This is a genomic window from Limnohabitans sp. 2KL-1, from assembly GCF_003063435.1.
GTDB lineage: Bacteria > Pseudomonadota > Gammaproteobacteria > Burkholderiales > Burkholderiaceae_C > Limnohabitans_A.
On record NZ_NESL01000005.1, the window covers coordinates 23,441 to 41,839 of the forward strand.

Annotated in this window: 18 protein-coding genes; 5 read left to right on the forward strand and 13 right to left on the reverse strand. The window is 57.7% G+C overall.

What is annotated here, in order from left to right:
• Positions 1 to 68 precede the first annotated feature (68 nt).
• Entirely contained in the window at positions 69 to 620 is a 552-nt protein-coding gene (locus B9Z47_RS12005; RefSeq protein WP_108331489.1) for a hypothetical protein, read from the forward strand.
• Between the two features lie 37 nt (positions 621 to 657).
• On the opposite strand, the gene B9Z47_RS12010 is transcribed toward B9Z47_RS12005, so the two are convergent.
• Genes B9Z47_RS12010 through B9Z47_RS12035 form a run of 6 tightly spaced genes read right to left on the reverse strand, consistent with a single transcriptional unit; the run spans position 658 to position 6,725 of the window.
• On the reverse strand, positions 658 to 1,146 hold the full coding sequence (locus tag B9Z47_RS12010; RefSeq protein ID WP_199226381.1) for a molybdenum cofactor biosynthesis protein MoaE: 489 nt from the start codon (positions 1,144 to 1,146) through the stop codon (positions 658 to 660).
• A gap of 4 nt (positions 1,147 to 1,150) precedes the next feature.
• Entirely contained in the window at positions 1,151 to 1,402 is a 252-nt protein-coding gene (moaD, locus tag B9Z47_RS12015) for a molybdopterin converting factor subunit 1 (protein WP_108331491.1), read from the reverse strand.
• Positions 1,399 to 2,658 (reverse strand): gephyrin-like molybdotransferase Glp, encoded by a 1,260-nt coding sequence (glp, locus tag B9Z47_RS12020; protein WP_108331492.1) that lies wholly within the window; start codon positions 2,656 to 2,658, stop codon positions 1,399 to 1,401. The genes moaD and glp overlap by 4 nt, the downstream gene beginning before the upstream one ends.
• A 6-nt stretch (positions 2,659 to 2,664) precedes the next feature.
• Entirely contained in the window at positions 2,665 to 4,110 is a 1,446-nt protein-coding gene (gene thrC / locus B9Z47_RS12025) for a threonine synthase (RefSeq protein WP_108331493.1), read from the reverse strand.
• On the reverse strand, positions 4,110 to 5,432 hold the full coding sequence (locus B9Z47_RS12030; protein ID WP_108331494.1) for a homoserine dehydrogenase: 1,323 nt from the start codon (positions 5,430 to 5,432) through the stop codon (positions 4,110 to 4,112). Before B9Z47_RS12030 ends, thrC begins: the two co-directional genes overlap by 1 nt.
• A gap of 51 nt (positions 5,433 to 5,483) precedes the next feature.
• The gene (locus tag B9Z47_RS12035) at positions 5,484 to 6,725 is read right to left on the reverse strand and encodes a pyridoxal phosphate-dependent aminotransferase (RefSeq protein ID WP_108331495.1); all 1,242 of its coding nucleotides are present in this window, start codon (positions 6,723 to 6,725) and stop codon (positions 5,484 to 5,486) included.
• Between the two features lie 122 nt (positions 6,726 to 6,847).
• Between B9Z47_RS12035 and B9Z47_RS12040 the strand changes: the two genes are divergently transcribed.
• The 3 genes from B9Z47_RS12040 (at position 6,848) to B9Z47_RS12050 (ending at position 9,707) form a co-directional block, all read left to right on the forward strand.
• Entirely contained in the window at positions 6,848 to 7,225 is a 378-nt protein-coding gene (locus B9Z47_RS12040; protein WP_108331496.1) for an Mth938-like domain-containing protein, read from the forward strand.
• A 160-nt stretch (positions 7,226 to 7,385) separates the two neighbouring features.
• A complete protein-coding gene (locus tag B9Z47_RS12045; RefSeq protein ID WP_108331497.1) occupies positions 7,386 to 7,871 on the forward strand; it encodes a peroxiredoxin in 486 nt (161 codons plus the stop codon).
• A gap of 156 nt (positions 7,872 to 8,027) precedes the next feature.
• Positions 8,028 to 9,707 carry a PhoH family protein gene (locus B9Z47_RS12050; RefSeq protein ID WP_108331498.1) on the forward strand — a complete coding sequence of 560 codons (1,680 nt, stop codon included), beginning with the start codon at positions 8,028 to 8,030 and terminating at the stop codon, positions 9,705 to 9,707.
• 17 nt (positions 9,708 to 9,724) lie between these two features.
• On the opposite strand, the gene dnaB is transcribed toward B9Z47_RS12050, so the two are convergent.
• The 7 genes from dnaB to ppsA form a co-directional block, all read right to left on the reverse strand.
• A complete protein-coding gene (dnaB, locus tag B9Z47_RS12055) occupies positions 9,725 to 11,143 on the reverse strand; it encodes a replicative DNA helicase (RefSeq protein ID WP_108331499.1) in 1,419 nt (472 codons plus the stop codon).
• A 169-nt stretch (positions 11,144 to 11,312) separates the two neighbouring features.
• Positions 11,313 to 11,765 (reverse strand): 50S ribosomal protein L9, encoded by a 453-nt coding sequence (gene rplI, locus B9Z47_RS12060; protein WP_108331500.1) that lies wholly within the window; start codon positions 11,763 to 11,765, stop codon positions 11,313 to 11,315.
• Between the two features lie 11 nt (positions 11,766 to 11,776).
• On the reverse strand, positions 11,777 to 12,058 hold the full coding sequence (gene rpsR, locus B9Z47_RS12065; RefSeq protein WP_019427495.1) for a 30S ribosomal protein S18: 282 nt from the start codon (positions 12,056 to 12,058) through the stop codon (positions 11,777 to 11,779).
• Between the two features lie 14 nt (positions 12,059 to 12,072).
• A complete protein-coding gene (gene priB / locus B9Z47_RS12070; protein WP_108331501.1) occupies positions 12,073 to 12,360 on the reverse strand; it encodes a primosomal replication protein N in 288 nt (95 codons plus the stop codon).
• 17 nt (positions 12,361 to 12,377) lie between these two features.
• Entirely contained in the window at positions 12,378 to 12,743 is a 366-nt protein-coding gene (rpsF, locus tag B9Z47_RS12075) for a 30S ribosomal protein S6 (protein ID WP_108331502.1), read from the reverse strand.
• 135 nt (positions 12,744 to 12,878) lie between these two features.
• Positions 12,879 to 14,957 (reverse strand): VC_2705 family sodium/solute symporter, encoded by a 2,079-nt coding sequence (locus tag B9Z47_RS12080; protein ID WP_108331503.1) that lies wholly within the window; start codon positions 14,955 to 14,957, stop codon positions 12,879 to 12,881.
• Between the two features lie 18 nt (positions 14,958 to 14,975).
• Positions 14,976 to 17,366 carry a phosphoenolpyruvate synthase gene (gene ppsA / locus B9Z47_RS12085; RefSeq protein WP_108331504.1) on the reverse strand — a complete coding sequence of 797 codons (2,391 nt, stop codon included), beginning with the start codon at positions 17,364 to 17,366 and terminating at the stop codon, positions 14,976 to 14,978.
• A gap of 144 nt (positions 17,367 to 17,510) precedes the next feature.
• Between ppsA and B9Z47_RS12090 the strand changes: the two genes are divergently transcribed.
• The gene (locus B9Z47_RS12090) at positions 17,511 to 18,332 is read left to right on the forward strand and encodes a pyruvate, water dikinase regulatory protein (protein ID WP_108331616.1); all 822 of its coding nucleotides are present in this window, start codon (positions 17,511 to 17,513) and stop codon (positions 18,330 to 18,332) included.
• Positions 18,333 to 18,399 lie beyond the last annotated feature (67 nt).

The following is an 18,399-nucleotide window of genomic DNA, read 5'->3' on the forward strand; positions in this document are numbered from 1 at the left end:
AACAACTTGTGCTGAAAATGACATTTTCAAGGGTCACACCGTGCGGGCCTATTGCCTAAAATCAAAACATGAACATCCACCAACTGTCTGTGCACCACGACGAACGTCAAGACCGCTTGTTGTTGCGCCTCAATACTCAGGATCTGCAGGAATTCCGTTTCTGGCTGACGCGCCGCATGACGCTGCGCTTGATGCCCGCGATCGAGCAATCTGCGGTGCGCCTTGAGGCGGCACAGCCCGGAGTGGCCGCCACCGATGTGTCGTCTCAACACCTGCTGACTGAGCTCAAACGCGATGCATTTTTAAAACAAGCCGATTTTGCGACGCCGTTCGAGAGCCGGGCGACGCAATGGCCGTTGGGGGCAGAACCCCTGCTCATCACCGATGCCCATTTGACCGTGAAGCCCTCCGGCGCGCTGCAAATTGCTTTTGAAGACAAGTCCGACCCCGCTCAAGCCAAGTCTTGCCAGTTGCACCTTCAAGTGAGTCTCGTGCATGGCATGGTGCACCTGATTCAACAAGCCTGCGAAAAAGCCCAATGGGGGTCTGCAGGGCAATCATCTGTACCGAGCGAAGCCAGCCCGGTGATGCCGCAGGAGCCACCGCGCTACGCCCACTGAGACCTGCAGGCGGTAGCCTACAGGGGGCCCATGCGGCTCAGGCGTTGGACGCCTGGATGCCCCAGCGCGCCAGGGCGGCATCGTCCGACACGCGGGCATCGACCCAGTACGCGCCTTGCGGTGTTTGCTCTTTTTTCCAGAACGGTGCCTGCGTCTTCAGGTAATCCATCAGGAACTCGCAGGCTTTGAAGCTCTCGCCCCGGTGCGCCGACGTCACGGCCACAAAAACAATTTGGTCGGCGGGCAGCAAACGCCCCACCCGATGCACCACACGGGCGGCGTAAAAATCAAACCGCTGATGGGCTTCATCGATCATGGCCTCGATCGACTTTTCAGTCATGCCGGGGTAGTGCTCCAACTCCATGGCCTGAACTTCGTCATGCGCCTGACCGGTCAGCGCACGGGTGTCGCGCACCGTACCCACAAAGCTGCACACAGCACCCACGCGCAGGTCTTGGCCCTTGAGTGCCGCCAATTCCTGCGACACGTCAAAGTCATGGTTCTGAATGCTGACACGGGCTGCCATCACATCAACCGCCCGTGACCGGTGGAAAAAAACCCACTTCACAGCCCTCCGTCAGGGGCGCATTGTCTTGCACCATCTGTTGGTTAAGCGCCATGCGCACCGGGCGCTCAGGCGCAAGGCAATCGCGGTAGTGGGCACCGCGCCCCATCAATTCGCCACGCAAAGCGAGCAGGTCGCTGACTTGGGTCTCCACCGTTTCATGCGACAAACCAATGGATTCACGCAGGGATGCGAAATAGCGCACTTGCACTTTCATGCCAACCACTCCGAAAAAGGCCAGAAATCGACCATTTGACCCGGGGCAATGGTTTGCCCTGCCGGATTGTCCACCACCCCGTCGGCCCACACCACCGAGGTCAGTACGCCCGAACTCTGGTTGGGAAACAGGTCCAGGCCACCTTGCGCGTTGCGGCGTACACGCAAAAATTCTCGTCGCTTGTCGCCCTTGGGCCAATCAAAGTGCGCTGGCAAACGCAGACATGGCGGTGCCGTCGGTACCATGGCTTGCAGCTTCAACAGCAAGGGCCTGACCAACAGCAAAAAAGTCAGGTAACTGGACACCGGGTTACCCGGTAAACCCACAAAATGCGCCACACCCGGGACCGTCTGGCGACGGACTTGACCATAGGCGAAGGGCTTGCCAGGCTTCATGGCAATTTGCCAAAGGGCCAACTCTCCCAAGGACTGCACGGCAGGTTTGATGTGGTCTTCTTCGCCGACAGACACCCCGCCACTGGTCAGGATCAGGTCATGGTGGTCCGCAGCGGTTTTGAGCGCGGCCACGGTGGCATCGCGCCGATCGGGCACGATGCCCAGATCGCTCACCTCGCAACCCAAACGCTGCAACAAACTGCGCAAGAAAAAACGGTTCGAGTTGTAGATGCTGCCGGGCGGCATGTCTGCGGGGGCCACGTCACCCGGCATGACCAGTTCGTCTCCGGTCGAAAACAGGGCCACCTGGGGACGGCGCAGCACCGGCAGGTGCGACAAGCCCAGGCTTGCAGCCAGACCCAGTTCAGCCGGACCCAGCTTCTGACCACGCTGCAAGGCAGTCTGGCCCTGGCGAATGTCTTCGCCACTGCGCCGAATCCACTGACCCGGCTCAGGCACGACGCCAAAACGCACGGCATCGGTCTCTCCCGGCACAGGCTCAGCCTGTTCCTGCATCACGATGGCATCGGCGCCCTGCGGCACTGGTGCTCCGGTGAAGATGCGTGCAGCTTGTCCGGCAGCCAAGGGCTGCCCGTGATGCCCCGCTGCGATGCGCTGACTGACACGCAATGTGGCACCCGGCTGCAACAAGTCGGCACAGCGCACCGCGTAGCCATCCATGGACGAATTGTCAAAAGCAGGCACCTGCAAGGCGGACACCAGATCTTCGGCCAGGATGCGGCCATCGGCCTCGAAGGTCGCGACCGACTCCGAATCAGTCAATGGGGTGATGCGCGTCAGCAATGCGGCCAAGGCATCGTCTAGAGACATCAAGGGTGAACGGGGTGCATTGGTGACCATGGCGTATCAGTCGCAATGCTGGGTGATGTAGGCTTTGACCAAATCGGCATCGGCTTTCATGACCTGTACACGCTTGGGCAAAGCTTCAATGCCATCGAACTGCGCAGGACGCTCAGGCTGGCGACCCAAGGCTTCCACGATCGTCGCGGCGAACTTGATGGGCAAGGCAGTTTCCAGCACGATCATAGTCACCTGCGGATTCAGATGCTCCCGGGCCACTTTCACACCATCGGCGGTGTGGGTGTCGATCATCACGCCGTAGCGGGTAAACACTTGCTGAATGGTCCGAATGCGGTCGGCGTGGGTGCTGCGGCCGCTTTCAAAGCCATACACCGTTGCGGCCTTGGCAAAGCGTGCATCGCCGGACAAATCGAAGAAACCCAGGCGGCTCAGGCCTTCGCCAAAAATGGCTTTGGTTTGGGGGCCGTCCCGCTCAAGCAAATCGAACACGAAGCGCTCAAAGTTGCTGGCTTTGGAGATGTCCATTGAGGGGCTGGAGGTCTCGTGCGTGTCGGCCGTGCCGCGCACGCGGTACACACCCGAACGGAAGAACTCGTCGAGCACATCGTTTTCGTTGGTGGCCACCACCAGACGATCGATGGGCAAACCCATCATGCGGGCCACATGGCCTGCGCAAACGTTGCCGAAGTTGCCGCTGGGCACGGTGAAGCTGACCTTCTGGTCGTTGCTTTGCGTGGCCTGGAAATACCCTGCAAAGTAGTACACCACCTGCGCGAGCAAACGGGCCCAGTTGATCGAATTGACCGTGCCAATTTTGTAGCGTCGCTTGAAATCGAGGTCATTCGACACGGCCTTGACGATGTCCTGGCAGTCGTCAAACACGCCGTCCACCGCGATGTTGTGGATGTTGTCGTCCAGCAAACTGAACATCTGGGCTTGCTGAAAAGGACTCATGCGGCCGTTCGGGCTGGTCATGAACACGCGCACGCCTTTCTTGCCGCGCATGGCGTATTCGGCCGCACTGCCGGTGTCGCCCGATGTCGCCCCCAGAATATTGAGCTCTTCGCCGCGCCTGGCCAACTCGTATTCAAACAAGTTCCCCAGCAACTGCATGGCCATGTCCTTGAAGGCCAGGGTCGGTCCATTGGACAGGGCTTGCAGGTACAGCTCAGGCTTGGCTGCACCGGCAGCTTGGAGTGGCTTGAGCGGCACGATGTGCGGCGTGCCAAACACCTGCTCGGTGTAGGTTTTGGCGCACAAGGCTTGCAGGTCAGCCGTTGGAATGTCGTCAATGTAGAGCGACAAAATCTCAAAAGCCAAAGCCGCATAGCCTTGGCTTTGCCAGACACCACGCAGACGTGTCAGTGCTGCACTGTCCAACTGGGGATAGTTTTCGGGCAGGTACAGGCCACCATCGGGGGCCAAGCCTTCCAGGAGGATTTCACAAAATTGTTTGCGGTCAGCGTGACCACGGGTGGACAGGTAGCGCATCAGTTCAACTCTTCTTTGCGGATCCGCACAATCGGTGCCATCACGGTGGGCAAGGCTTGCATTTGCGCCAGCACATCGTTCAAGGTGCCTTCGCGCGTGTCATGCGTGAGGATGATCACATCCGTCTGGTTTTCTCCGGCTTGGCTGACTTGGTCGGCTTCGCGCTGCAGCACGGCATCGATGCTGATGCCCGCCTCGGCCAACAAACCCGTGAGCTTGGCCAGCACACCGGCCTGATCGGCCACGCGCAAGCGCAGATAGTAACTGGTCACCACCTCGGACATCGGCAACACGCTGAGGCTGCTCATCGCGTCGGGCTGGAAGGCCAGATGTGGCACGCGGTTGAGCGGATCGGCGGTGTGCAAACGGGTGATGTCCACCAGATCGGCGATCACCGCGCTGGCTGTCGGCTCGGAGCCCGCGCCCTTGCCGTAATACAAGGTGGTGCCCACGGCGTCACCTTGCACCATCACAGCGTTCATGGCGCCCTCGACATTGGCGATCAGGCGCTGGGTGGGGACCAGGCTGGGGTGCACACGCAACTCAATGCCTTGCGCGGTGCGTTTGGTGATGCCCAAGAGCTTGATGCGGTAACCGAGTTGCTCGGCGTATTTGATGTCGGCCGCACCCAGCTTCGTGATGCCCTCGACATAGGCTTTGTCAAACTGCACGGGAATACCAAAGGCGATCGCGCTCATCAAGGTCACTTTGTGCGCCGCGTCCACCCCTTCGATGTCAAAGGTCGGATCGGCCTCGGCGTAACCCAGGCGCTGGGCCTCCTTGAGCACCACGCCAAAGTCCAGCCCTTTGTCGCGCATCTCGGACAAGATGAAGTTGGTCGTGCCGTTGATGATGCCTGCCACCCACTGGATGCTGTTGGCGGTCAGGCCTTCGCGCAGCGCCTTGATGATCGGAATGCCACCGGCCACAGCGGCCTCAAAGGCCACCATCACGCCTTTGGCCTGTGCAGCAGCAAAAATTTCAGTACCGTGCACGGCGAGCAAAGCCTTGTTGGCGGTCACCACATGCTTGCCTGCGGCAATGGCTTCCAGCACCAACGCCTTGGCTATGCCATAGCCGCCAATCAACTCGATGACGATGTCAATCTCCGGATTGGCAATCACAGCTCGGGCATCGGGCACCACCTCCACGCCATCCCCCACCACGGCTTTGGCGCGCGCCACATCCAGGTCTGCCACCATGGCAATTTCGATGCCGCGACCAGCCCGGCGCTGGATTTCCTCTTGGTTGCGCTTGAGCACATTGAAAGTGCCACTGCCCACAGTCCCAATGCCCAACAGGCCCACTTTGATCGGTTTCATTCACTTCTCTTTAACGTTGCGCCCGGCATGTCCAGGCTGTTCTTCAAAAAATCAGGCCACCAGCTTGTCGGTTCCAAAGCGCTTGCGTGCGCCGTCCAGAAAGCGTGCCACACGTGAAATTGCCTCGCGCAAATCGTCTTCGTGCGGCAGGAAAACAATCCGGAAATGATCCGACTCAGGCCAATTGAAGCCGGTGCCCTGGACGAGCATGACTTTGGTTTCTTCCAGCAATTGCAGGAAAAAATCCTGATCGTCCTTGATCGGGTAAATCTGAGGGTCCAACTTGGGGAACATGTAAAGGGCCGCCTGCGGCTTGACACAGCTGACCCCAGGGATGGCCGTGATCAACTGGTGCGCGAGGTCACGCTGTTTGCGCAAGCGCCCGCCTTCACCCACCAATTCATTGATGCTCTGGTGGCCGCCCAACGCGGTCTGGATGGCCCATTGACCGGGAACGTTGGCGCACAAACGCATGTTGGACAACATGTTCAGGCCTTCGATGTAGTCCCGTGCCATTTTCTTGTCGCCTGAGATCACCATCCAACCGGCGCGGTAGCCGCAGGACCTGTAACTCTTGGACAAGGAGTTGAACGTCAGCGTCAGCACATCCTCTGACAGACTGGCCAAAGGTGTGTGTTTGACGCCGTCGTATAGCACCTTGTCATAGACCTCATCCGCGAAGATCACCAGCCCGTGTTCACGCGCGATCGCCACGATGCCCTTGAGCAACTCATCGGAATACAACGCGCCAGTCGGGTTGTTCGGGTTGATCACCACAATGCCTTTGGTGCGCGGTGTGACCTTGGCCCTGATGTCGGCCAGATCGGGCATCCAGCCATTGGATTCTTCGCAGAAGTAATGCACCGGCGTGCCACCCGACAAACTGGCCGCAGCCGTCCACAAGGGGTAGTCGGGTGCAGGCAACAACAGCTCATCGCCATTGTCCAACAGCGCATTGGTGGCCATCACGATCAGCTCACTGGCCCCGTTGCCGAGATAAATATCGTCCAGCGTGACACCCAAAATGCCCTGCTTTTGGGTCTCATGCATCACAGCCTTGCGCGCGGCAAAAATGCCTTTGCTGTCAGAGTAACCCGCCGAATTGGGCAGGTTGCGGATCATGTCCTGCTGAATTTCTTCGGGCGCATCAAAACCGAAAACTGCCAGATTGCCAATGTTCAGCTTGATGATCTTGTGGCCGTCTTCTTCCATCTGGCGCGCTCGGTCCATGATGGGCCCCCGGATGTCGTAGCAAACGTTAGCGAGCTTGGCAGATTTCTGAATGGTCTTCAAAGTGACTCCAAAGGCGGTGTGGATAAGGGAAAACCTATAATTTGACCACATTTCGCAAGCCAAATCGCCGCGCCTGACCAGAGTGCAGTCTCTAATCCTGATTCAACCTATTTTTGTAGCCCATGAAACTTCAGCCCGACAAATCAAGCGCGCCCACCATCAGTGCATACGGTCAAGGCTGGATTGAAGTCAACGGCGAACGACACTCGCAATCGCTGATGGTCAGCAGCCTGCCCGGCACACCGCCGGCCCCTTGGGCTGCGGGTCCGTTCGAGTCGCTGTGCGCGGATGACTTCAGCTTTCTTGCCACCCATGGGGCCGAATTGGTTCTCTTTGGCAGTGGACAAAAACTCAGGTTCGCCAAACCTCAGTGGCTGCAAGCCCTGATCAGCCAAGGCATCGGGGTAGAAACCATGGACACGAGTGCGGCATGCCGCACTTACAACATCCTGGCCAGCGAAGGACGCAAAGTGGTGGCGCTGCTTTTGATGGAGTCCTAAAGAATTCATTTTCATATAACCACCACTGGCCTTTCGGTGTGAGCCAATGGGGGGCCTGCTTCAGAGTAAAATATTGGGTTGTCGAGGCTCACAGCCTTTAGCGAAACTGACGCCGGGCACCGGCTTCAATCGCTCAACCAGTCAAGCGAGATAAAGTTCCATGGCGATCGTTCTGAACAAACCCCTCCCCGAATTTGAAGCCAACGCCACCAGCGGCCTGAAAGTTTCGAACATCTCTCATGTGGGCCAAACCGTTGTCCTGTTTTTCTATCCCAAGGACAACACCCCTGGTTGCACCACTGAGGCCATGCAATTTCGTGACAAATACAAAGATTTCGTGAAAGCCGGCGCGTTGGTCTTGGGCGTATCCCGCGACAACATGAAATCACATGACGATTTCAAGGCCAAACTTGAACTGCCTTTCGAGTTGATTGCCGACACCGAAGAAAAAATGTGCCACATGTTTGGTGTGGTCAAAAACAAAATCATGTACGGCAAAAAGGTCAAGGGAATCGAGCGCAGTACCTTCCTCATTGGCCCAGACGGTACCCTCAAACAAGAGTGGCGCGGGCTGAAAGTCCCGGGCCACGTTGAAGAAGTTTTGCAAGCCGTGAAAGACCTGAATAAAGCCGCTGCCGTGGCCTGACGTTCAAGGCCGGTTGTGTCTTGCGGCTCGTGCATAATGATTTCATGCCGCTGAATTTCAGCCCCCCTACCGCCTCATCAGAAAAGCCGCCCGGGTCTCCTGGCGGCTTTTTATTTTTTGGCGTCCGCATTTTCATCCCTCACGAGGCTTAAGTTCATGCCACTGCCACCCGCCCCCACACAACGCGCCAGCCGCTTGACCCACAAAGCATTCGAGCAAAGCAGCACTGAAAGCAGTGCGCCTGAGTTGGTGCAGGTTGAAACCAAAGTCCTGGCTGCAGCCCCCACCGAGCCTCTGGCTCGCGCCACCGCTCCCAAGCGAAACACGCGCAGCCGCAAGGCGCAAGCGCCACATGCTGCGCCTGACCTCGCTGAGCAAATGCCCGCAACTTCAGTACCATCCCCAGCACCAACAACACCGACCGTGCGCGCCAAACGGCGCAATGGACCCAGCAAACTCTTCGTGCTTGACACCAACGTGCTCATGCACGACCCGATGAGTCTTTTTCGCTTTGAAGAGCACGATGTCTTTCTGCCCATGATCGTGCTGGAAGAACTCGACGGGCACAAAAAAGGCATGACCGAAGTGGCTCGCAACGCACGACAAGCCAGTCGCTCGCTCGATGCCTTGGCCTCTGCACAAGGCTCCGATCTGAACAAAGGCTCGCCTTTGAACACCACAGGTTACACGGATGCACTGGGGCAGTTGTTTTTCCAGACCCAGGCACTGGACTTGAGTCTGCCCTTGGCTTTGCCGCAAGGCAAGGCCGACAACCAGATTCTGGGGGTGGTCAAAGCCTTGGGCCAGATGCATGCGCCACGAGAAGTGGTGCTGGTTTCAAAAGACATCAACATGCGCGTGAAAGCACGCGCTTTGGGCCTGCAGGCCGAAGACTATCAAAACGACAAGACGCTGGAAGACGGGGATCTGCTTTACCCGGGCTCATTGGCACTGCCCACGGACTTCTGGATTCGGCATGGCAAAACTGTGGAAAGTTGGCAGCAAGGCACACACACCTTCTACAGAATCAGCGGCCCTATCGTGCCAAGCCTGTTCATGAATCAGTTTGTGTATTTCGAGTCCCCTGGCGAGCCCAGTTTGTACGCCCGAGTGTCCGAGATTCGCGGCAAAACGGCCGTACTCCGCACCCTGAAAGATTTCACCCATCAGAAAAATGCGGTCTGGGGCGTCACCACACGCAACCGTGAACAAAATTTCGCAATGAACTTGCTGACCGACCCGGACATCGACTTTGTGACTCTGGCGGGCACTGCCGGCACTGGAAAGACATTGATGGCACTGGCTGCTGGCCTGACCCAGGTGCTGGATGACCGCCGTTATACCGAAATCATCATGACCCGTGCCACCGTCAGCGTGGGCGAAGACATTGGCTTTTTACCGGGCACTGAAGAAGAAAAAATGGGCCCATGGATGGGTGCACTCGATGACAATCTGGAGTTCCTGGCCAAGGGCGAAGGCGGCAATGCCGGTGAATGGGGCCGCGCTGCGACCAACGAGCTGATCAAGAGCCGCATCAAGATCAAGAGCATGAACTTCATGCGAGGTCGCACCTTCATGAACAAGTACGTGATCATCGACGAGGCCCAGAACTTGACGCCCAAGCAAATGAAAACGCTGATCACCCGAGCAGGCCCGGGCACCAAGATCATCTGCATGGGCAACCTGGCCCAGATCGACACGCCCTACCTGACCGAAGGCTCGTCGGGCCTCACGTATGCGGTGGACCGCTTCAAGGGCTGGGCCCATGGCGGCCACATCACCCTAGCGCGTGGCGAGCGTTCGCGTCTGGCCGACTTTGCCAGCGAGGCGCTTTAAAAACCCGTCCTCGGGTCTCAGTAATCGTCGCTGAGGCCTGAGGCCAGGCTTTCAAAACGGGTCAGGTTCTTCAGGAAGGTCAGCCGGACCGTGCCTGTCGGGCCGTTACGCTGCTTGCCAATGATGATCTCGGCCACGCCCGGATCTTTGGAATCCTTGTTGTAATAGTCATCGCGGTAAATGAACATGATGATGTCGGCATCCTGCTCAATGGCGCCGGACTCTCGCAAGTCGCTCATCATGGGCCGCTTGTCGGTGCGTTGCTCAACGCTTCGGTTCAGCTGCGACAAGGCAATCACCGGGCACTGCAATTCCTTGGCCAGCATTTTCAGGCCCCGAGAAATCTCGCCCAACTCGGTGGCCCGGTTGTCCCCCCCAGAGCCGCCCGAGCCACTCATCAACTGCAAATAGTCCACCACAATCAACCCCAGCTTGCCGCACTGGCGAGCCAAGCGGCGGGCATTGGCCCGCAATTCAGAAGGTGTGAGGCCTGGCGTTTCATCGATGTGCAAGGACACCGTGCGCAGTTTTTCAATCGCTTCAGTCAGTCGTGGCCACTCGTCGTCACTGAGCTTGCCTGTGCGCAAATGACCCTGGTCGATGCGACCAATCGAGCCCACCACACGAACCGCCAGCTGGGATGCACCCATTTCCATGGAGAACACCGCCACCGGCAAACCCTCGTTCAAGGCCACGTGCTCTGCAATGTTGATTGCAAAAGCCGTTTTACCCATGGACGGACGCGCAGCCAAAACAACCATGTCCCCCGGCTGCAGGCCTGACGTCATGCGGTCCAGGTCGTAAAAGCCCGTGGGCACCCCCGTGATGTCGTTGGGGTTGTCGGCCATCTCCTGCACGCGGTCAAGCAGTTCAACCACCAGCGTGTCCATCGACTGGAAGCCCTGCTTCATGCGCGAGCCTTCTTCACCAATGTTGAAGATCTTTTGCTCGGCTTCGTCCAGGATGCGGTCAATCGCCTTGCCCTGAGGGTTGAAGGCGTTGGTCGCGATCTCGTCACTGGCAGAGACCAGTTTGCGCAAAATGGACCGCTCACGCACGATCTCTGCGTAGCGGCGGATATTGCTGGCACTGGGCACGTATTGCGCCAGCGAATTCAGGTAACCCAGCCCACCCATTTCTTCAGCTTTGCCCTGGTTTTGCAATTGCTCATTGACCGTGATGACATCGGCAGGCTTGGAGGCGTTGATCAGGGCACCGATGGCGGCGTAAATGAGTTTGTGCTCGTGGCGATAAAAATCACCATCAACCAGCAAATCTCCGACACGATCCCAAGCGCCGTTGTCCAGCAAAAGGCCACCGAGCACACTGGACTCTGCTTCAATCGAGTGCGGGGGCACGCGGAGCTTGGCCACCTGGCTGTCGCCGGAAAAATCGGAGGGAAATGTGTTCAATGGGGAGGCAAAAACGGCGGACATGGATGGATGGCGTCAAAAGGTCATGGTAGTCGCAAAAACGGATTGGAGCCGGGATAAACCTGTGGATAAGCTCTGAGCATCCGGTGAAAAATGCTGTACGAATAACGGCCAAAAATGAAAAAGCCGCCAGACGCAAGGCCCGGCGGCTTTCTTCAGAACTCAGCAGTGATCAGGCTGTTTCGCCGAGCACCGTCACCGTCACGTCCACCACCACATCAGTGTGCAAAGCCACAGACACTGTGGACTCGCTCACGGTTTTGATGGGGCCATGAGGCATACGGATCTGGGATTTGACCAACTTGTAGCCTTGCTTGTTCAGCTCTTCGGCGATGTCATGGTTGGTCACGGAACCAAACAAACGGCCATCGACGCCAGCTTTTTGCGACAACTTGACGACCAGGCCAGACAATTTCTCGCCTTGGGCTTGGGCTTCGGCCAACTTGGCGGCAGCCGCTTTTTCGAGTTCAACGCGGCGGGCTTCGAACTCGGCCTTGTTGGTTTCGGTGGCGCGGCGTGCACGGCCTTGTGGGATCAGGAAGTTGCGAGCGTAGCCGTCTTTGACTTTGACGATATCGCCCAGATTACCCAGGTTCACAACCTTTTCGAGCAGGATGATTTGCATGGTTGGACTCCTTAGACTTTGTGCTGGTCGGTGTAGGGCAACATGGCCAAAAAGCGTGCGCGCTTGATGGCGGTGTTGAGCTGACGCTGGAAAATGGCACGGGTGCCAGTCAGGCGCGCAGGGATGATCTTGCCGTTTTCGGCGATGAAGTCACGCAATGTGTCCACATCTTTGTAGTCGATTTCTTCGACGCCGGTCACAGTGAAGCGGCAAAAGCGCTTGCGCTTGAACAGCAGTGACTGGGTGTTGCGCTTGGGGCGCTTGTCTTTGTTGAATTTTTTGAACGTGGCCATGGGGCCTCCTGAAATTAATCTTGCTGAAACTCTTGAATGTGCAACACGACACTTTTGCCTTGTCGAGGGGTGGCCAAAAAGCCTTTGAACGTCCAGACGCTGCCTACCGCTTGTTTGACCAGCGTTTCAGCCAGTGACCCGAAGGCCAAGGCACGAAGCTTGAGCTGGACTTTGCGGGCTTGTCCTGCCTCTTGTACTTCAGAGGCATGCTCCAGAATCAAATCCAGAGCGGGCAAACCGGCGGGGGTGTATCGCAGAGCGGCTTGCTCGGCAATACAGGCGGTCAGTTCTGTGCAGTTCACTCCTCAACAGGCACGTGTCAAGCGGCGAATTCGGCTTGTTGTGACTTGCGGGCTTCTTCGCGCTCAACGGTCTTCATCATGGATGAAGGAGCGGTGTCGGCTTTTTTCTTGAGCACAGTCAGGTGACGCAAAACAGCATCGTTGAACTTGAAGGCGTGCTCCAGTTCAGCCATGACAGCTTGGTCGGCTTCAATGTTCACGCACAGGTAGTGGGCTTTGCCCAACTTGTTGATCTGGTATGCCAATTGACGGCGGCCCCAGTCTTCGACACGGTGGATTTGGCCACCGCCGGCAGTGATCATGCCTTTGTAACGCTCCAGCATGGCTGGAACTTGTTCGGACTGATCGGGATGGATCAGCAAAATGATTTCGTAATGACGCATTGAGACTCCTTGAGGTTAACCCAAATGGTTGGAATAGCTGCCCCCAGCGTCTGTCGGGGTGCAGCAAGGCGAAGCCTACTATTATAGCTTGATTTCACAAGCCAACGAATTCACTTGTTACCTTCAAAGAGCAGGTCAACGCTGTTCATGCATCTGCCGCGAAGGGGTCAAGCAAGTAACCAACACGATCACAGCAAAGCCTGCAGGAACACCAAACACGCCCGCCGAAAGCGGCTGAATACCGAACCACAGACCCCCATAGGGGTCAAGACCCCAAAAATGCCTGAAAGAAGGTGCATTGACAAACAAGTAATAAAGCGTGACCCCCAAACCCGACAACATGCCCATGACCACAGCCAAGCGCTGGACACGTGGCCAAAGCATTCCCAAAACCATGCCCGGAAAAAATGCGGCAGCCGCCAGAGAAAATGATGCTGACACCAGCGCCAGAATTTCAGCAGGTTTGAAGGCCGCCACAACGGCCGCCAGCATGGCAACGGCCAGCAAGGCAAATTTGGACAAAATGACCCGCCCCTCTGCCGACCTGGGACCTGGGCCATCCTTGGGCGCCATATCACGCACCAAGGCATTGCTGATGGTCAACAGCAAACCGTCGGCCGTCGACAAGGCTGCGGCCAAACCTCCTGCCGCAACCAGCCCCGACACCACAAAGGGCATGCCTCCGAGTTCCGGGGTTGCCAACATGATCATGTCGGCACCTAATTTCAACTCGCCCAGTTGCAAAATACCGTCGCCGTTGACATCCGAAAATGCGAGCAAACCAGAATCAAGTCTGGCCCACTGGGCCATCCACGAAGGCAGGTCGTCAAAGCTTCGCCCTACCAAGTTATTCAACACCTCAAACTTCACCATCACGGCCAATGCTGGCACGCTGAGATACAGTAAACCGATAAAAAACAAGGACCAAGCCACTGAAGTACGTGTTTCCGCAACCGATGGGGATGTGTAGAAACGGGTCAGCAAATGGGGCAAACCGGCCGTCCCCACCATGAGGCAAAAAACAAGGGCCAGGAAATTCAGACGCGACTCCGAAAACAATCTGGATTCAGCGGCATCGCCATCTGGATCGCCGGTGAAAGATTGCGAATGGGCAGGCATGCCCCCCAAAGCACGCGATTTTTCCAAATTATCTTGCATGGCTTTTGACCATTGCTCACGCGCTTCAAAAGGATCCCGGGGCACGGCCAATAAAGCTCTGCGCACCTGTGCAATCGTCGCAAAATCAGCGCCCTTCGCTTTGAGACTGCGGATTTTCTCCTCCAGCTCCAAACGCAGTTCAACAATCGACTCCTCCACGTTTTGCAAACGCGTCGCGTACAACTTGGCCCTGCGGGCATACTCTTGGCGCACTTGAACTTCGCCAGGATCGTCCATCAAACGCTTTTCAATTTCGGCGATGCGCGACAGCTGATGGCCATACACCAAAGGTGCCACAGGCGAGCCCAACTGCTTGTAGGCCAACCAGGAAACAGGGATCAAAAAAGCCAGCAGTAGCATGATGTATTGCGCCACCTGAGTCCAAGTGATGGCCCGCATGCCGCCCAAAAATGAGCACAGCAACACGCCACCCAATCCGAGCAAAATACCGATCTCGAACTGGACACCCGTCAAACGAGAGGCGATCAAACCGATCCCGTAAATCTGTGCCACCACGTAGGTGAATGAACATAAAACCGAAGCCACAGCGGCGATCAGTCTGGGCCATTGCCCACCATAACGGCGATCAAAATAATCGGGCAAGGTGTACAGTTTCATGGCCCGTAAATGCGGCGCAATCAGCAAGGCCACCAGGCAAAAGCCCCCTGTCCACCCCATGACATAAGCCAGCCCGCCCGGTTGCTGACCGCTGCCCGAAAAACCTTGCAAGTACAGCGCGCCCGCCAGACTGATGAAGGACGCAGCACTCATCCAATCGGCTGCTGTGGCCATGCCGTTGTACATGGCGGGGATGCGGCGACCTGCTACGTAATACTCGTCTTCGTCACTGGTTCGGCCCGAGATGCCAATCAAGGCATAGATCATGACCGTGCTGAACAAAAATATGGGCCCGATCAGATTGCGCGACAAACCCCATTGCTCAGCCCAGGCCATGGCCCCCATCAAGCTGAGCAAAATGAGGATGTAAATCAGGAAGTTGCGATGAAGCCGCCAGCGGTAAGCGGTAGAAATATCCACGTCCCCTGGCTTCGTCATCGCTTGGCCTGACCCGACTCAACGACCCAAATTGGTCCAGGTCTCGATCACCGTATCCGGGTTCAATGAGATCGAACTGATGCCTTGGTCCATCAGCCAATGCGCGAAGTCGGGATGGTCTGAAGGGCCTTGACCGCAAATGCCGATGTACTTGCCCTGCGCCAGGCAGGCTTTGATGGCCTGCGAAATCAAGGCCGTCACCGCTGGATCACGTTCGTCGAAATCCCTGGCGAGCAACTCCATGCCAGAGTCACGGTCCAGACCCAAAGTCAGCTGGGTCAGGTCGTTCGAGCCGATCGAGAAGCCATCAAAAAATTCAAGGAACTGCTCCGCCAGGATGGCGTTGCTGGGCACTTCGCACATCATGATGACTTTGAGGTCGTTTTCGCCGCGACGCAAACCTTGCGTGGCCAGCAGTTGGGTGACCTTCTCGGCCTGACCCAGTGTGCGCACAAAGGGCACCATGATCTGAACGTTGGTCAGCCCCATTTCGCCACGCACCCGCTTGAGGGCTTCGCACTCCATGGCAAACGCTTCACCAAAATCTTCACTGATGTAACGGGCTGCGCCCCGGAAACCCAGCATCGGGTTTTCTTCTTCCGGCTCGTAACGGCTGCCACCAATGAGCTTGCGGTATTCGTTGCTCTTGAAGTCGGACAAACGCACGATGACCGGCTTGGGCCAGAAAGCGGCGGCAATGCTGGCCACGCCTTCGGCCACCTTGTCGACGTAAAACGCACGAGGAGACGCATGGCCACGGGCCACCGATTCCACGGCTTTTTTCAGGTCGGCGTCGATGGCGGGGTAATCCAGGATGGCCTTGGGGTGCACGCCGATGTTGTTGTTGATGATGAACTCCAGACGGGCCAGACCCACGCCGGCATTGGGCAGCTGGGCAAAGTCAAAGGCCAGCTGGGGGTTGCCCACGTTCATCATGATTTTGGTCTTGATCTCGGGCAATACGCCGCGCTGGATTTCGCTGATTTCGGTTTCCAGCAAGCCGTCGTAAATGTGACCGGTATCGCCCTCGGCGCAGCTGACGGTGACCAGCGTGCCTTCGGTCAATTGCTCGGTGGCGTTGCCGCAACCCACCACGGCCGGAATGCCCAATTCGCGGGCAATGATGGCGGCGTGACAAGTGCGCCCACCGCGGTTCGTGACAATGGCGCTGGCGCGCTTCATCACGGGTTCCCAGTTCGGGTCGGTCATGTCGGTCACCAACACGTCACCGGGCTGGACCTTGTCCATCTCGCTGATGTTGTGGACCAAACGCACAGGCCCCGTGCCGATCTTTTGGCCAATCGCCCGACCCTCGGCCAGGATGGCGCTCTTGCCCTTGAGTTTGTAACGCAGCTCTGGCGTGCCTTTGGCCTGACTTTTCACAGTCTCAGGGCGTGCTTGCAAGATGTAGAGCAAGCCGTCAGTGCCGTCTTTGCCCCACTCGATGTCCATGGGGCGGCCGTAATGCTGCTCGATCACCACCGCGTAGCGGGCCAGTTGCTCGACTTCGTCATCGGTCAGGCTGTAACGGTTGCGCAGTTCGGTGGGCACATCCGTGGTTTTGACCAGCTTGCCTGACGCGGCTTTTTCTTGCGGCGTGGCAAACACCATCTCGATCAGCTTGGAGCCCAGGTTGCGGCGGATCACGCTGCGCTTGCCAGCAGCCAGCATGGGCTTGTGCACATAAAACTCGTCTGGGTTCACAGCGCCCTGCACCACCGTCTCGCCCAGGCCGTAGCTGGAGGTAATGAACACCACGTCTTCAAAACCCGACTCGGTGTCGATGGTGAACATGACGCCTGCCGCGCCCAGATCGGAGCGCACCATGCGCTGGACCCCCGCCGACAAGGCCACGTCCGCGTGGGCAAAGCCCTTGTGCACGCGATAGCTGATGGCCCGGTCGTTGTAGAGCGAGGCAAACACCTCTTTCATTTTGTGCAGCACGTCGTCGATGCCGACCACGTTCAGAAAAGTCTCCTGCTGACCGGCAAAGGAAGCGTCAGGCAAATCTTCGGCCGTGGCCGAAGAACGCACTGCAAACGAAGCCTCGGGGTTGCTGCCCTGCAGGCGCACAAATTCTTCACGAATGGCTTTTTCCAGATCGGCCGGAAAAGGCTGGGCTTCGACCATGGCGCGGATCTCGGCACCTGCGGCGGCCAAGGCGCGCACATCTTCCGTGTCCAGGGCGTCCAGTCGGGCGTTGATGCGTTCGGTCAGACCGCCAAAAGCCAAGAACTGGCGAAACGCATGGGCGGTGGTGGCAAAGCCCGTGGGCACCCGCACACCCGATGGCAGCTGGGAAATCATCTCCCCCAGGCTGGCGTTTTTGCCACCGACCGACTCAACGTCGGTCATGCGCAATTGTTCAAAGGGGACGACCAGGGCGGTCTCACTGAAAAGATCAGACATGCAAAGCTCCAAAGTTAAAACCAGGTGCCATGGGGCAGGTCAAGGGCTGTGTTGTTCTTGTGGTTCGCGCGCCGACCGGGGGCCATGGATAATCGAATCATTTTAGGGGGCTTGCTGCCCCTGCCCTTTGAAATTTTTGCACGCATGTCCAAACGCACTGTTTTTTTCGTGTCTGACGGCACTGGCATCACCGCCGAGACTTTTGGCAACGCCATCCTGGCGCAGTTCGACATGAAAACGCGGCATGTGCGACTGCCCTTCACCGACACCATCGACAAAGCGCACCAAGCGGTTCGACAAATCAACCACACGGCCGACACCGAAGGCACCAAACCCATCGTCTTCACCACCTTGGTGAACATGGACGTCCTCAAGGTCCTGCAAGAGCACTGCCAGGGCATGCTGCTGGACATGTTCGGCACCTTCGTGAACCCGCTGGAAAACGAGCTGGGCATCAAGTCGCACCACCGGGTGGGCCGCTTTTCGGACGTGAGCAAAAGCAAGGAATACCACGACCGGATCGAAGCCATCAACTTCTCGCTGGCCCACGACGATGGCCAGTCCAACCGGGATCTGGAATCGGCCGATGTGATTTTGGTGGGCGTGAGCCGCAGCGGCAAAACCCCGACCAGCCTGTACCTGGCCATGCAACATGGCCTCAAAGCGGCCAATTACCCGCTCATTCCGGAAGACTTTGAGCGCAAACAGCTGCCGCCGGCACTGATGCCACACCGCCAAAAAATCTTCGGCCTGAGCATTCATCCCGACCGCCTGGCCGAAATTCGCGCAGAGCGCAGACCCAACTCGCGTTACGCCAGCCTTGAAAACTGCCGGATGGAGGTCTCGGAAGCTGAAGCCATGATGCGCCGCTCAGGCATCCGCTGGCTGTCCACCACGACCAAATCGATCGAAGAGATCGCGACCACCATCCTGCAGGAAATCAAACCGGAACGGCTGATTTACTGAGCCTTGGCGCTGACATGGTGTTCAGCCGGGCGGCCGTCCAAACCCCCAGGCCGGACCTCGCCGGTGT

What these genes read in the sequence shown, in the direction of transcription:
- B9Z47_RS12050 (WP_108331498.1), top strand. Translation starts at nt 8,028, where the DNA reads ATGCCACTGCCACCCGCCCCCACACAACGCGCCAGCCGCTTGACCCAC.
- B9Z47_RS12090 (WP_108331616.1), top strand. Translation starts at nt 17,511, where the DNA reads ATGTCCAAACGCACTGTTTTTTTCGTGTCTGACGGCACTGGCATCACC.
- ppsA (WP_108331504.1), bottom strand. Translation starts at nt 17,366, where the DNA reads ATGTCTGATCTTTTCAGTGAGACCGCCCTGGTCGTCCCCTTTGAACAA.
- moaD (WP_108331491.1), bottom strand. Translation starts at nt 1,402, where the DNA reads ATGAAAGTGCAAGTGCGCTATTTCGCATCCCTGCGTGAATCCATTGGT.
- B9Z47_RS12040 (WP_108331496.1), top strand. Translation starts at nt 6,848, where the DNA reads ATGAAACTTCAGCCCGACAAATCAAGCGCGCCCACCATCAGTGCATAC.
- B9Z47_RS12005 (WP_108331489.1), top strand. Translation starts at nt 69, where the DNA reads ATGAACATCCACCAACTGTCTGTGCACCACGACGAACGTCAAGACCGC.
- dnaB (WP_108331499.1), bottom strand. Translation starts at nt 11,143, where the DNA reads ATGTCCGCCGTTTTTGCCTCCCCATTGAACACATTTCCCTCCGATTTT.
- B9Z47_RS12045 (WP_108331497.1), top strand. Translation starts at nt 7,386, where the DNA reads ATGGCGATCGTTCTGAACAAACCCCTCCCCGAATTTGAAGCCAACGCC.
- B9Z47_RS12010 (WP_199226381.1), bottom strand. Translation starts at nt 1,146, where the DNA reads ATGGCAGCCCGTGTCAGCATTCAGAACCATGACTTTGACGTGTCGCAG.
- rpsF (WP_108331502.1), bottom strand. Translation starts at nt 12,743, where the DNA reads ATGCGTCATTACGAAATCATTTTGCTGATCCATCCCGATCAGTCCGAA.
- B9Z47_RS12080 (WP_108331503.1), bottom strand. Translation starts at nt 14,957, where the DNA reads ATGACGAAGCCAGGGGACGTGGATATTTCTACCGCTTACCGCTGGCGG.
- B9Z47_RS12030 (WP_108331494.1), bottom strand. Translation starts at nt 5,432, where the DNA reads ATGAAACCGATCAAAGTGGGCCTGTTGGGCATTGGGACTGTGGGCAGT.
- rpsR (WP_019427495.1), bottom strand. Translation starts at nt 12,058, where the DNA reads ATGGCCACGTTCAAAAAATTCAACAAAGACAAGCGCCCCAAGCGCAAC.
- rplI (WP_108331500.1), bottom strand. Translation starts at nt 11,765, where the DNA reads ATGCAAATCATCCTGCTCGAAAAGGTTGTGAACCTGGGTAATCTGGGC.
- glp (WP_108331492.1), bottom strand. Translation starts at nt 2,658, where the DNA reads ATGGTCACCAATGCACCCCGTTCACCCTTGATGTCTCTAGACGATGCC.
- thrC (WP_108331493.1), bottom strand. Translation starts at nt 4,110, where the DNA reads ATGCGCTACCTGTCCACCCGTGGTCACGCTGACCGCAAACAATTTTGT.